Source organism: Aestuariivirga sp., from assembly GCF_046093005.1.
GTDB lineage: Bacteria > Pseudomonadota > Alphaproteobacteria > Rhizobiales > Aestuariivirgaceae > Aestuariivirga.
Map to the genome: position 1 here is coordinate 32,807 of NZ_JBJTER010000087.1, position 13,222 is coordinate 46,028.

Annotated in this window: 11 protein-coding genes and 1 tRNA gene; 7 read left to right on the top strand and 5 right to left on the bottom strand. The window is 64.8% G+C overall.

The window, feature by feature from the left end; translation table 11 throughout:
* Positions 1-104: 104 nt before the first annotated feature.
* The 4 genes from ACKOED_RS07310 (at position 105) to ACKOED_RS07325 (ending at position 7,165) form a co-directional block, all read left to right on the top strand.
* Positions 105-2,609 (top strand): ATP-binding protein, encoded by a 2,505-nt coding sequence (locus ACKOED_RS07310; RefSeq protein WP_408915930.1) that lies wholly within the window; start codon positions 105-107, stop codon positions 2,607-2,609.
* Positions 2,610-2,840: 231 nt separating this feature from the next.
* A complete protein-coding gene (recA, locus tag ACKOED_RS07315) occupies positions 2,841-3,908 on the top strand; it encodes a recombinase RecA (RefSeq protein ID WP_408915931.1) in 1,068 nt (355 codons plus the stop codon).
* A gap of 189 nt (positions 3,909-4,097) precedes the next feature.
* The gene (locus ACKOED_RS07320; protein WP_408915932.1) at positions 4,098-6,044 is read left to right on the top strand and encodes an FAD-dependent oxidoreductase; all 1,947 of its coding nucleotides are present in this window, start codon (positions 4,098-4,100) and stop codon (positions 6,042-6,044) included.
* A gap of 215 nt (positions 6,045-6,259) precedes the next feature.
* Positions 6,260-7,165 carry a tetratricopeptide repeat protein gene (locus tag ACKOED_RS07325; protein ID WP_408915940.1) on the top strand — a complete coding sequence of 302 codons (906 nt, stop codon included), beginning with the start codon at positions 6,260-6,262 and terminating at the stop codon, positions 7,163-7,165.
* On the opposite strand, the gene ACKOED_RS07330 is transcribed toward ACKOED_RS07325, so the two are convergent.
* On the bottom strand, positions 7,162-7,599 hold the full coding sequence (locus ACKOED_RS07330; RefSeq protein ID WP_408915933.1) for a YbaN family protein: 438 nt from the start codon (positions 7,597-7,599) through the stop codon (positions 7,162-7,164). The two genes, ACKOED_RS07325 and ACKOED_RS07330, sit on opposite strands and share 4 nt — an antisense overlap.
* Positions 7,600-7,630: 31 nt before the next feature.
* Between ACKOED_RS07330 and ACKOED_RS07335 the strand changes: the two genes are divergently transcribed.
* Entirely contained in the window at positions 7,631-8,341 is a 711-nt protein-coding gene (locus tag ACKOED_RS07335; RefSeq protein ID WP_408915934.1) for a DUF502 domain-containing protein, read from the top strand.
* Here the strand turns inward: ACKOED_RS07335 and ACKOED_RS07340 are convergent.
* Positions 8,311-9,099 (bottom strand): MipA/OmpV family protein, encoded by a 789-nt coding sequence (locus ACKOED_RS07340; RefSeq protein ID WP_408915935.1) that lies wholly within the window; start codon positions 9,097-9,099, stop codon positions 8,311-8,313. The genes ACKOED_RS07335 and ACKOED_RS07340 overlap by 31 nt on opposite strands.
* Positions 9,100-9,173: 74 nt before the next feature.
* On the bottom strand, positions 9,174-10,430 hold the full coding sequence (gene sbmA / locus ACKOED_RS07345) for a peptide antibiotic transporter SbmA (RefSeq protein ID WP_408915936.1): 1,257 nt from the start codon (positions 10,428-10,430) through the stop codon (positions 9,174-9,176).
* A 94-nt stretch (positions 10,431-10,524) separates the two neighbouring features.
* Between sbmA and ACKOED_RS07350 the strand changes: the two genes are divergently transcribed.
* Complete coding sequence (locus tag ACKOED_RS07350; RefSeq protein ID WP_408915937.1) at positions 10,525-11,493, top strand: small ribosomal subunit Rsm22 family protein; 969 nt, start codon at positions 10,525-10,527, stop codon at positions 11,491-11,493.
* Positions 11,494-11,565: 72 nt separating this feature from the next.
* Positions 11,566-11,642: transfer RNA gene (locus ACKOED_RS07355), tRNA-Asp, on the top strand.
* Positions 11,643-11,719: 77 nt separating this feature from the next.
* On the opposite strand, the gene ACKOED_RS07360 is transcribed toward ACKOED_RS07355, so the two are convergent.
* A complete protein-coding gene (locus tag ACKOED_RS07360; protein WP_408915938.1) occupies positions 11,720-12,838 on the bottom strand; it encodes a hypothetical protein in 1,119 nt (372 codons plus the stop codon).
* Positions 12,831-13,222: hypothetical protein (locus ACKOED_RS07365; RefSeq protein WP_408915939.1), on the bottom strand; the 392-nt coding region annotated here is incomplete at its 5' end. The genes ACKOED_RS07365 and ACKOED_RS07360, both read right to left, overlap by 8 nt.

Genomic DNA, 13,222 nt, shown 5'->3' on the forward strand with positions numbered 1-13,222 from the left:
GACGGCCCGTCCATGCTTTGTAAAGCGCTGTTGATGCGATCATCACCCGCGATTCCGCCGCCAGGCGTTTGGCCTATACTGCACATGATTCGGGGTGATCTTTGATGGACGAAACCAATCCGCCGGCGGACAGCGGGCTCGCGGAACCGGCGGGCGGGCGCGGACGCGCCTTACTCGTGCTGGCGCTCGCCGCGCTGGTGGCGGTGACGGTGGTCTACGGGCTGCGCCAGGCGCCGCCGGAAGACCCGCGCTGGCTTCTCTGGGCGGGCGCGGCGCTGGCCGGGCTGGGGCTGCTGGCGCTTTACGCGCTGCTGGCGGGCGTGCTGCGGCCGGGCAGCGGCAAGAGCGAGCGACAGTTCCTCGATGGTCTGGCCTCCGCCGTGGGCCATCCGCTGGTGGTCACCGCCGCCGATGGCCGCGCGCTTTATGCCAACGCCGCCTATCACGCGCTGGTCAAGCGGGCGGGCGCGGGCCGCCTCGTTCCCATGGATGTGCTGTTCACGCCCTATGCCGAGTTCGCAGGCCCCATCTACCAACTCGCCCAGGCGGTGGCGGCGGGCCGCCGCGAAACCCGCGAACTGCGCGTGGCCGAAGGCTCGGCCGCCCCCTGCGCCGATCCCGTCCGGCCGGTGTGGATCAGGCTGTCGGCGGCGCCGATGCAGGTAGGCCACCGCACGCTGCGGCTTTGGGAGCTGGAGGATATCAGCGGCGAGCGGGCGCGCCAGGAACAGTCATTCGCGCGCCTGCAATTCATCATCACCTATCTCGACAACGCGCCGGTGGGGTTTTTCTCCACGCTCGCCGATGGCCGCGTCGATTACGTCAACGCCACGCTGGCGCAATGGCTGGGCATGGACTTGAGCGATCTCGAGGGGGCCCGCCTCACCCTTGACAGGCTGCTGGGGCCGGCCGCGGCGCGGCTTGTCTCCGGCGTCGCGCCGAAGCCACGGGGCGCGGCAACCGAGAGCTTCGGCATCGATCTCCGCAACCCCGGCACCGGGAAGCTGTTTCCGGCGCAGATCATCCACCACGTCGATTTCGACGCCGAGGGGCGGGCCTCGCCGGCCCGCACCATCGTGGTGCCGCGCCAGCTTGCCGGAGCCGAGACGTCCGCGCCGCGCCTGGCGCGCTTCGTCAACAACGCGCCGATCGGCATCGCCGAAATTGACAAGGACGGGACGATCCGCACCGCCAATACGGCCTTCATCGACCTTTCGCCGAAGCTCCGGCGCGGCGCCATGATCGCCGCGGCGGTGGCGGCCCCGGAGCGCGAAGCGCTGACCCAGGCGCTGGCCGCCGCCCTCGCCGGGGAAGCAAGCCAGCGCCAGTTCGAGGCCACCCTCGAAGGCGGCAATCCGCGCAGCGTGCTGTTCACCTTCACGCGGCTTTCGGAGGACGATCACGCGGCGGTGGTGTTCGCGGTGGACAAGACGGAAAACAAATCGCTTGCGGTGCAGCTGGCGCAAAGCCAGAAGCTGATGGCGGTGGGCCAGCTCGCCTCCGGCATCGCGCATGACTTCAACAACGTGCTGACCCCGATCATCGGCTTCGCTGATCTGCTGCTGGCTAAGATGCGGCCCACCGACCCGGCCTTTGCCGATGTGATGAACATCAAGCAGAACGCCAACCGCGCCGCCAATCTGGTGCGCCAGCTTCTGGCCTTCTCGCGCAAGCAGACCCTGCAGCCCAAGGTGCATGCCCTGACCGAGGCGCTTTCCGACCTCGGCAACCTGCTGGGCCGGGTGCTGGGCGAAAAGGTCGGCCTCAAGATCGCGCATGAGCGCGACCTCGGTTTGGTGATGGTGGACATCCACCAGTTCGAGCAGGTGATCATCAATCTCGCGGTCAACGCCCGCGACGCGATGCCGAACGGCGGCACGCTGACGGTGAGAACCTACAATCTCGGCGTGGACGCCTCGCGCGCGGTCATGCCATCGCTGATGCCGCCCGGCGAATATGTGGTCTGCGAGGTCGAGGATACCGGCACCGGCATTCCGAAGGAGATCCGCGACAAGATCTGGGAGCCGTTCTTCTCAACAAAGGACGTCGGCAAGGGGACGGGGCTTGGGCTCTCCACCGTTTACGGCATCGTCAAGCAGACCGGCGGGTTCATCTTCTGCGACAGCGAGGTGGGCAAGGGCACGGTGTTCCGCATCTATCTGCCGCGCTACTATCCGCAGCGGGCGGGCGAGGCGCCGGTGGAGGAGAAGCCGGCCGAGCCGCCGAAGCGCGACTATACCGGCAAGGAACGCATCCTGCTGGTCGAGGACGAGGACGCGGTCAGGGCCTTCGCGCTGCGCGCGCTGGCCTCGCGAGGTTATACCGTTGTTGAGGCCAATTCCGGCGAGGCGGCGATCGAGAAAATCGACGCCGACGCCAAGGGCTTCGACCTGATCATCTCCGACGTGGTGATGCCGGAGATGGACGGGCCAACATTGCTCCGTGAACTGAGGAAGCGCGGCATCGCCACCAAATTCGTGTTCGTGTCCGGCTATCCCGGCGAGCAGTTCGAGCAGGACCTCGAGGGCCAGACCGGCTTCAGCTTCATGCCGAAGCCCTTCTCGCTGAAACAGCTGGTGGAAAAGGTGAAGGAGGCCATGGAAAGCTGAGACTGGAACCCGATTCGGCGGCAGCGGCCTCCGGCGTGGGGCCGCTGGCGTGGAAGGAGAAGTTCCGGTTTGTTCCGCGTCCGTTTCGATGTTATACTTGTAAATATCTGTTTTAATGTGAATAAAAATTCTCCTTGCCTTTCGAACAGAAATAGAACATAGTTCGAACAACGCAGGAGTTGGTGGCCGGAGTGGCCCCGATAGACCCATTGAACATGAGGGAGTAAAGCGATGGCACAGGCAAATCTTCGGGTCATTGAGGCATCCATGGACAAGAGTAAGGCGCTGGACGCGGCCCTGAGCCAGATCGAGCGGGCGTTCGGCAAGGGGTCGATCATGAAGCTCGGCGCCTCGACGGCGCTGGAGATTGAGGCGATCTCGACAGGCTCGCTTGGGCTCGACGTCGCGCTTGGCATTGGCGGCCTGCCCAAGGGCCGCATCGTTGAAATTTATGGGCCGGAATCCTCCGGCAAGACCACGCTGGCTTTGCAGACCATCGCCGAAGCCCAGAAGCGCGGCGGCATCTGCGCCTTCATCGACGCGGAGCATGCGCTTGACCCGGTCTATGCGCGCAAACTCGGCGTCAAGGTCGATGATCTGCTGATTTCGCAGCCCGACACCGGCGAGCAGGCGCTGGAAATCGCTGACACGCTGGTGCGCTCGGGCGCTGTTGAGGTGCTGGTGATCGATTCGGTGGCGGCGCTGACGCCGCGCGCCGAGCTTGAAGGCGAGATGGGCGATCAGCTCCCGGGGCTTCAGGCCCGCCTGATGAGTCAGGCCTTGCGCAAGCTGACCGCCTCGATTTCCAAGACCAATTGCATGGTGATCTTCATCAACCAGATCCGCATGAAGATCGGCGTGATGTTTGGTTCGCCCGAAACCACCACCGGTGGCAATGCGCTGAAGTTCTACGCCTCGGTGCGTCTCGACATCCGCCGCATCGGCGCCATCAAGGACCGCGACGAGGTGGTGGGCAACCAGACCCGTGTCAAGGTCGTGAAGAACAAGGTGGCCCCGCCATTCAAGCAGGTGGAGTTCGACATCAGGTATGGCGAGGGCATTTCCAAGGTCGGCGAGCTGATCGACCTCGGTGTGACGGCCGGGGTGGTGGAGAAATCCGGCTCTTGGTTCTCCCATAACGGCGAGCGCATCGGCCAGGGCCGCGAGAACGCCAAGACCTTCCTGCGCCAGAACCCCGACGTTGCCAATGCCATCGAACAGACGATCCGCTCCAACGCCGGAATTCTCGCCGCGGCCCTGAGCAATGGCGCCGAGAAGGACGACGGCGGCGAGGACTGAGCCCGGCAATTCGTCATCGAAATGCCGGAGCCCCTCGCCCAGGGGAACCGGCTGCTCACGGTGTCGCCCCACACCGCTTGGCAGGCTCCGCCCTCCGCTACCCCCGGGGGGCGTTGCTGCGTTTGGCGGGAGGGGCGCGGCGGGGTCTCTGCCCTTTTTTGCTGACGCGAAAACGGCTAAACTCCCATCATGCTGTTTCGCCATCTGTTTTCGCCATTCCGCATCAAATCCACCGAACTCCGCAACCGTATCTTTTCGACGGGGCATGACACCTACCTGCCCGAGGGCGGCCTGCCGTCCGACGCGCTGATCGCTTACCAGCGGGCGCGGGCGCGTGGCGGGGCGGGTCTCATCATCATTCAGGTGGTGGGCGTTCATGAAACCGCGCGCTACACCGAAGCGTTGCTGATGGGCACTTCCGATAAGTGTATCAAGCCTTTCGCGCGCTTGATTGAGGTAATTCATGAGCACGGCGCACGGGTTTTCGTGCAGCTTTTCCACCCCGGGCGGGAGTTGCTCGGGCGGCCCGATGGCGTGGTGCAGCCGGCCTTCGCGCCGTCACACGCGCCCTCTGAACGGTTCAAGGTCATTCCGCGGGCGATGCCAGAGCAGCTGATCGGCGAAATCGTGACCGGTTTCGGTGAGGCGGCCCGCCGGATGGCCGAGGCCGGGGCGGATGGCGTGGAGATCGTGGCGAGCCATGGCTATCTGCCGGCGCAATTCATGAACCCGCGCGTCAACCGGCGCCAGGATCACTATGGCGGACCGCTGGAGAACCGGCTGCGCTTCACCCGGGAGGCGATCGGCGCAATCCGCGCCCGTGTGCATGGGGACTTTATCGTCGGCATGCGGATGTCCGGCGATGAGCATGATGAGGACGGGCTCATCGAAGACGAGTCGGTGGCGATTGCCCGGGCGCTGGCGCCGGAGCTCGATTACCTCAATGTGATCGCCGGAACGTCGGCCACCGCCTCGGGCGCCACCCATATCGTGCCGTCGATGGCCAATGCCCATGGCTATGTGGCGCCCTTCGCCCAGAAGGTGAAACAGGCCACCGGCGCTGCCGTGCTCGTGGCGGGCCGCATCAACCAGCCGCAGATTGCCGAGCAGGTGCTGGCCTCCGGCGCCGCCGACCTCTGCGGCATGACCCGCGCCATGATCGCTGACCCTGAGATGCCCAACAAGGCCCAGGCCGGGCGCCTCGATGATATCCGGGCCTGCATCGGCTGCAACCAGGCCTGCATCGGCCATTTCCAGCTTGGTCTCTCGATCTCCTGCATCCAGTACCCGGAAACCGGCCGCGAACTGGCCTATGAGCACAAGCCACGGACGCAGCGCCGCCGCCGCATTCTGGTGGCGGGGGGAGGGCCAGCCGGGCTCAAGGCCGCAGCCGTTGCGGCGGAGCGCGGGCACGAGGTGCACCTCCACGAGCGTGAGGCCCAGACCGGCGGCCAGGCGCGCCTCGCCCAGCTGTTGCCCACCCGCGCCGAATTCGGCGGCATCGTTACCAATCTCACCGCCGAGGCGCTGCGCCATGGCGCCGTCATCCACCGGCGCAGCACGGTGACCCGCGCCCTGCTGGAGGCTGAACGGCCAGACGAGGTCATCATCGCCACCGGTTCAAGGCCGCAGCTGCCGCCCTTTGAAGGCCAGCCTGAGCAGATGGTTCATGCCGCGGACCTTCTGGCGGGCCGCGCCACGGCCGGCGCGCGGGTGGTGGTCTATGACTGGATGGGCGACTGGGTGGGCGCGGGCATCGCCGAGAAACTCGCCGCCGAGGGCGCTCATGTGCGGCTGGCCGTCAACCATCACTGCGCCGCCGCCAACATTCAGACCTACATTCGTTTCGAGACCGTGGCCCGGTTGCACCGGCTGGGCGTCGAGGTGCATCCCTGGCTCAGGCTGTATGGCGGCGACGGGAAGACCATTTATTTCATCCACACCCCGTCGCGCGCGCCGGTCGCCATGGAGGACGTCGATACGCTGGTTCTTAACGCCCCGAATCTGCAGGACGACGCGCTTGCCGCGGAACTTGAAGCGCTGGGCATCCCCGGCCGGCTGGCCGGCGACGCGCTGAGCCCGCGCACCGCCGAGGAAGCGGTTTACGAGGGCATGCTGGCGGGGTGGGCGGTTTGAACCACCCGATTGTTGCGCCGCTGCAACAGCGGAAGGATTTCTGCATTCGTCCAATTCCGCCCAAATCCTATCCTTTTATCCGCCCAATTTGACCAATAGCCCTTCGCCATCGCGTGTTTGGAACGAGTTCTTGGGTGGCCAGGTATAAGTGTTTCTCCATCATCCGCCGGCGCCGCGCGTCCGCGCGGCAGGCTTACGGGAGCTGATCCGCCGTGATGACAGGATCAGCGCAAGCCAATCGCGGCAGCGTGCGGGGCATGCCGGTGCTGGCCGCCGCGGCGCTTTGCCTGCTGCTCAGTCCGGCCGTGGCGCAGGAGGACTCCGGCGGACCGCTTGCCGGCTTCTATTCATATCTGCCGGCCGCTCCCGAGCTGAAGCTTCCCGAAATTTCGATTCCGTTCTGGAGCGACGATCTCAAGAAAGCCAAGCGCGCCTACCGTAACGGCAATTACGGCCGCGCCGCCAAGCTGTTCCGCGCCGCCTCCGACGAGGGCGACATCGTCGCTGACTGGTATCTCGGGCACATGTACCGCCAGGGCCTTGGCGTGCCGCGCGACGATGCCATGGCCTACAGCTATTACACGCGGGTCGCCGAGCATTACGACCCGGAGGAATCGAGCGACAAGCGCCTGCGCATCACGGTGGACGCGATGGTGCGTCTGGCGGACTACCAGCGCACCGGCGCGGTCAATGCCGGGATCACGCCCAACCCGGATGCCGCCGCCCAGGCCTATCTCAAGGTCGCCACCGCCTATGGCCACCCCGCGGCGCAATATGCGCTGGGCGTCATGAACATCAAGGGCGAGGGCATGAAACGCAATCCGCAGCAGGGCCTGAAATGGCTGATGGCGGCGGCCCGCAAGCGCTATGCGCCGGCCGAGGCGTATCTGGGCGAGCTCTATTGGGAAGGCACGGTGGTGCGCGCCGACCGCACCCGTGCCGTGATGTGGTATATTCTGGCGCGCAATTCGGCGCGGCCCGAGGAAAATCCGGAAATCTTCGACCGCGCGCTGCAGCTCGAAAGCAATGTCGGGGAAGACGAGCGCATCGAGGCCGAGGCCCGCGCCAAGGTGTGGGACGATCAGTATCCGGTGACAGCCAGCCGCCAGGCGGGGGATTAACTTCGCCGCGAGTTGGGCCTCGACAGGATGTAGACCGCGACCGCCGCCACAACCAGCCCCGCCGCGATTACCACCCAGCCGGGCGCGCCGGAGCCGAAGTGCAGATAGCCGAGCATGGCCGCCATCATGGTGACGGCGAGGATCTTGGCGCCCGGCGGGATAACCCCGTCTTCCTCCCAGTCGCGCACATAGGGGCCAGCGAGCCGGTGCTGGCGGATTCTTTCAGCCAGTTCCGGCGAGGATTTCGAAAACGCCCACAGGGCCACCAGCAGAAACGGCGTCGTCGGAAACAGCGGCATGACGATGCCGACAACGCCCAGGCCCACGCACAGCCAGCCCGTGCCGAGCAGCAGCGGCCGCCTGAGCGCGAATAGGACGCCCGATGCCTCCGGCTTGCGGAGGCCCTCCGCTTCATGTCTATTGGGTGCGTCCAAAACCGTTCCATCCTGTCCGGGCTTTTCCCACGTGAACAACGCCGATGTCGAAATCAAGGCGCACGCTTCCTTCTGGGGGAAGCTCCGGGCCTATTTCTTCACCGGGCTGGTGATTACCGCGCCGATCGCCATCACCGTGTGGGCCACCTATTGGTTCGTCACCCTGTTCGATGCCTGGATCAAGCCGTTTCTGCCCGCCGCCTACAACCCGGACACCTATCTGCCCGTCAGGCTGCCGGGGTTCGGCCTGATCTTCGCGCTGATCGCCATCACGGCGATCGGCGCGATGGCCGCCAATCTCGCCGGCCGCACCATGATCGCCATCTGGGATAAGACGCTCTTCGCCATGCCGGTGGTGCGCTCGATCTACAAGGGGTCGAAACAGATTTTCGAGACGCTGTTCGCCCAGAAGGGCGCCTCGTTCCGCCATGTGTGCCTGGTTGAATGGCCGCGGCGCGGCGCCTGGTCCGTGGCGTTCGTGTCGCGCGAGGTGGACAGCGGCGAGATCGGCCTGCCGCCGGGGCAGGCGATGTATGCCGTCTATGTGTCGACGACGCCCAACCCGACGTCGGGCTATGTGTTTTTCGCGCCGTGCGAGGAGGTGAAAATCCTCGACATCAGCGTCGAAGACGGGCTGAAGCTGGTGATCTCGATGGGGCTGGTGTTTCCGGAGCGGCCGCTGCCGCCGGAGCGCGAGGCCGGCGCCGCCATTCAGTCGAACACGTCGAATTCGAAGCGGTAGGTGAGGCCGGCGCCGCCGTAGAACTGGTTTTCGCTGCCTTCCTCGACGATGGGACTGTCGCCGGCGTCTCCGATCAGCCGGTTCCATCCGCCCAGCATGCGCAGCGTGACGGTGTCGGTCAGCTTGTAATTCGCCGTCGCCGCAAGGCCTGCGGTGTTGAACCCGGCGCCGGCGTCATAGGACTTGTCGTAGATCGGGCTTTCGGCGGCTTCGGCCGCGGAGATACCGAAATAGGTTTTCATGTAGTCGTCAGAGCCCCAGCCGGCGCGCGGGCCCAGGGTGAGGGTGAGGTCTTCGGTGGGCGTCGCGATGACGTCGAGGCCGAAGTCGGCCACCTGGCCAGAATAGCCATTGAAGCCTTGGCGCAACTCCACGAAGCCCCGCAGCCAGTTGTAGCGGTAGGCGACGCCAAGGCCCACTTCCAGAGACCAGTCGACGTCCTCCATGCCTTCGAGTTCGTCCGAATCGGAGGCCTCGCGCTTGCCAATGAAATTGAACGACGGATAGACCGAAAGCCGGCGCGTGCTGTCGCTGCCGCCGGCATCGCCGATGCCGGGAACATAAAACCGGCCCACGGCGATCAGCGGGTAGGGCACCAAGATCGTTTCGTCCGACCCCGGATAGCGGGGCTGGGCCATCAGGCCGGCCCCCAGGTCGATCACATACTGGCGTTCGCTCTTCTGCTCCTCGGCCGCGGCAGAGCCCGCGGTGAGCGCCAGAACCGCAGCTACAAAGGAAAAACCCAAACGATTCATCATGATCTCATTCCAGAATTGAGATGCTTATAACAGAGCCGGAAGCTTGCGTCACCATGACATTGCACTGCACCGGTTCAGGCCGTCTGGCCGCGTTCGAGATAGCGCCGGTCAAGATCGGGGAGCGGCTGGCCCGCCAGCGTCGCCTCGAAGGCGCGCAGGCGCTTGTAGATCGACAGGAACTCGACGATCGAAGGCCATGACTTCACGAGATACTGCATCGCATCGCGTACCTCGCCGAAGGAGGCGCGCACCTGCTGGAAGATGCCAAAGGTGATGGCGCCGGCGGCAATGGCGGGTATCAGCACGAAGAAGGGAAGCAGCAGATCAGCCTGCAGGTAGCCATAGCGCACCACGTTGAAATAGAGATAATTGAAATAGAGCCGGAAATAGTTGTGCCGCACACCTTCGAAAAGCTCCTTGAGGGTGCGGGGGGCGGCGCGGGTGGGGTCGTCCTCGCCATAGACCAACTCCTTGCGGTAGGCGGCCTCAACGCGCTGGTTGCGGAACTCGAGCCCCGGAAGCCGGATGCCGACCAGCGCCAGAAGCCCGGTGCCGAACAGCGACCACAGCAAGGAGACCCAGACCAGCGAATAAGGAATGCTGCCGAGGATGGGGATTTCCGGAATCTTGCCTGACAGGGCTGCCAGGATGGGCAGGAACGCGATGAGCGTCATGATGGCGCTGATCAGGCTGGTGCCCAGATCTTCGAACATGCGGGCAAAGCGCATGGTATCTTCCTGAACGCGCTGGGCGGCGCCTTCGATGCCGCGCAATTCATTCCAGCGCGCGGTGTAGAAGCTGTTCATCGCGGTGCGCCAGCGGAACACATAATGGCTCGTGAAAAAGGCATTGAGCACCGCCACGGTGATGTAGGTGAGCAGCACCGAGGTGATCTGGGCGAGCCCCGTGTAAAGATCGGCGGCCGGCACCTGGCCCTTGGTTGAGGGATCGAGGGCCCGCTGGATCAGATCGAAATAGGTGCCGTACCAGTCATTGATGGTCACGCTGACCTCGACCATGAAATACAGCACGAAAATGATGAGCGCCGAGCCCAGGACCGACCAGTTGAAATAGGGGTGCGGGTCCAGCCAGCGCCAGACGCCAGCAAAGATCGCCACCGCGCCGCCAAAATAAAGATAGAACCACAGGAACGGCGCGGAGAAGAAGCGCGACACCCCGATGATCGGCGGCGTTCCTTCCGGCGGATTGGCGAGACCCAGCATGCCGCCGCCGTCGCGGGCGACCAGAAACCAGAACAGCACCACCGCGAGCGCCCATAGCGCCGCCGATCCAAAAAACTGCCGCGGCGAGGGAAAGAACGAAGCGAACATGGCGCGCCTTTCTTGACGGACTCTTCAATCCTGTGACATTTCCATGCTTTACGTTTGAAAGCGCGCGCAGGCAAATGAACTTCCCTTCATTCCCATGATGCTTCCGCCGGAGTTGCAGGCGGCGATCGCCGCGCGGCTTGAGTCAGATAACGGCGCGGGCGGCAGCCGGCGCCGGTCCGCTGCTGCCTTGTCGGCCACCTACCGCGCCGGCGGCGCGACGCAAGCTGTCGATTCCGCCTCCTATCTGGTGGCCCGGCTTCCCGCGACTTTCGCGGCGGTGGGGCGCGCGCTGGAAGAACTTCAGGCGCGGCGGCCGGGTTTCAGCCCCGCGAGCCTGCTCGATGCCGGGTCCGGGCCTGGAACAGCTTCCTGGGCGGTGACGGCCATGTGGCCCCGGCTCGGGCAGATCACGCTTCTTGATCATGACCCCGGCATGTTGAGCCTCGCGGCGGCGCTGGGCCAGGCCGGGCCTCCGGCGCTGGCGGCGGCGCGGCGCCTGATGGGCGACATCGGGCGCCTGCCCGAAGGCGTCTCAGCCGATCTCACCATCGCCGCCTATGCCCTGGCCGAATTGCCGCTGGCCCGCATCGCGGAGGCCGTGCGCGGCCTGTGGAGCGCCAGCCGGGCGATGCTGGTGCTGGTGGAGCCGGGAACGCCGCAAGGCTTCGCGCGCATCCGCGCGGCGCGAGACGCGCTGCTGGGCTGGGGCGCGGTGCCGGTGGCGCCGTGCCCCCATGACCGCGCCTGCCCGGTTTCGGGGAGCGACTGGTGCCATTTCCGCGTCCGGCTGCCGCGCAGCCGCGCGCATATGCATGCCAAGGCGGCCACCGTTCCGTTCGAGGATGAGCCGTTCGCCTATCTGATCATGGCGCGGGCGGGCGAACCCACCGGCGGGGGGCGCATCGTCGCGCCGCCCAGGCAGGCGAAGCCGGGAATTGACTTCAAGCTGTGCGATGACGGCCGCATCGTGGACCGCCACATTGCCAGACGAGACACGGCGGATTACAGACAGGCAAGGAAACGCGGCTGGGGCGATCTGTTCGTTCCGCCGCAGCATGAATAGTGACGGGCGTTGGCCGCCGAAGCCCAGCTTGACAGGGGGGAGGGGCTACTCTATCACCCGCATCGCTGAATTGCGGGTGTAGCTCAGTTGGTTAGAGCGTCGGCCTGTCACGCCGAAGGTCGCGGGTTCGAGCCCCGTCACTCGCGCCAGTCTTTTCAAAGACTTGGCGAAAACCGCAGATTAGCATTTCCAACTTCGCGACCGATGGTTTCCAACTTTTCGTTCCTTATTCGTTGTCGCGCAGCCTCTGCCGACCGCGCCTCCTGGCCTCGTCCACCAGCCTGACCGTTGCCGCCTTCCGAGGCAGATAGGTCTCGGCAAGCTGCCGGTTCTGGTGGATTGTGTTGCCCATCTTCGCGGCCATCGCCGCAGGGTCGGCCTCGCCGGCCAATGCCTCGACCGCGCCTGTGCGCCGGATGTCGAGTAGCACCCGCGAGTCCCCGGGGAAGACGATCTCGCGCACATCCCGGAAGTCATCCCCCAGGGTATCAGCCGTGTATGGCTGGCCGGACCTGTTACGGAAGATCGGCGCCTCACCCAAAGGGCTCATGCCCATCGATAACAGATACACCTCGAGGACACGCTCGGAACGCCTTGTGAGCGTTCCAATCACCTCTTGGCCTGTCTTGCCTCGCTTGGCGACGAAGTAGCTCCCACGTGCGTCCTGATGGCGCTGGCTTGCTCTGAGCGTGCGGACATCGACCGGCGAAAACTGAGTATCCCAAGCGATCGCGATAATGGCCGCCAAGCCGCGGTAGCCGCTCCGCCAGGCCGCTTTCCCCATTCGAGCCACTTCACCCGGTTGCCATATCTCTCGCCGCCCTTTTGGCGCGGTGTTGCGCAGGATCCGCGAGGGGTCTTGGTCGGCCCCACAATACTGCATCGCTGCCATCACCTTCCAGAGAGCCCGCCACGTCTTGATCATCCGATGGGCAGTGTGGAGTCCTTTTGTAGACTTCACATGGCTATACAGTTGCTCGATGTCCTCGACTTGCACAGTCGATGGCGCAACGTCTCCAAAGATCGGCTCGATGAAGCGCCAACTCCATTCCCAGTCTTTCTTCCTAGTGGCTTCGGCCTTCGCTTGCCATGCATCAGTCCTTCGATACCTATCGAAGGCATGGCCTATAGAACCAAGCGGCCAGCCTCGACGCTCGTGAGTGGCGGGTAGACCCTTTCTATGACGCTGCCAGTCCTCGTAAAGTCGGTGTGCTTCTGCCCATGCCTTTGGGCAATCAGTTCCGAGGGAACGGGGCGCGAATCCATGTTTCTGCATAGCAGGGGTTGGCTGCCAATAGCCGCGTCCGTGCTTCACGCGGTAGTAGGGGATCTTTACTTCAGCCATTACGAATAAGCTCTGAGAGCCGCTCCTTGACGATAGCGCGAGCATCGCGTGCTTGCTCCGACGCAGTCAAGAAAAGCCTCGGATGCCGACGTTTCCGCCACTCGTCTATCGCGTCCAGATCAAAGTGGCCTGTGGTCTGGTCAGCCTGGGGAAAGCCCCGGGCAAGGAGGAGCGGAAGCCGTCTTGCGAATTCCTCTTCAGTCAGTCCCAGACGCCGAGCTGCGGCATTGGCCGGTACATCTCGAGGCTCGACATGAAAGCGGATCGACATCAGACCAATGCTTCCTGCTTGCGTGCGCGCGCGGTCAGAGACTTGTCCAGTTGATGGTCCGAGCGCCTCGATGTTTCCAGGGTCTCTATGTGAGCGCCGGGCTGGCGTCTCAC

What these genes read in the sequence shown, in the direction of transcription:
- ACKOED_RS07310 (WP_408915930.1), top strand. Translation starts at nt 105, where the DNA reads ATGGACGAAACCAATCCGCCGGCGGACAGCGGGCTCGCGGAACCGGCG.
- ACKOED_RS07325 (WP_408915940.1), top strand. Translation starts at nt 6,260, where the DNA reads ATGACAGGATCAGCGCAAGCCAATCGCGGCAGCGTGCGGGGCATGCCG.
- ACKOED_RS07360 (WP_408915938.1), bottom strand. Translation starts at nt 12,838, where the DNA reads ATGGCTGAAGTAAAGATCCCCTACTACCGCGTGAAGCACGGACGCGGC.
- ACKOED_RS07320 (WP_408915932.1), top strand. Translation starts at nt 4,098, where the DNA reads ATGCTGTTTCGCCATCTGTTTTCGCCATTCCGCATCAAATCCACCGAA.
- ACKOED_RS07350 (WP_408915937.1), top strand. Translation starts at nt 10,525, where the DNA reads ATGATGCTTCCGCCGGAGTTGCAGGCGGCGATCGCCGCGCGGCTTGAG.
- sbmA (WP_408915936.1), bottom strand. Translation starts at nt 10,430, where the DNA reads ATGTTCGCTTCGTTCTTTCCCTCGCCGCGGCAGTTTTTTGGATCGGCG.
- ACKOED_RS07340 (WP_408915935.1), bottom strand. Translation starts at nt 9,099, where the DNA reads ATGATGAATCGTTTGGGTTTTTCCTTTGTAGCTGCGGTTCTGGCGCTC.
- recA (WP_408915931.1), top strand. Translation starts at nt 2,841, where the DNA reads ATGGCACAGGCAAATCTTCGGGTCATTGAGGCATCCATGGACAAGAGT.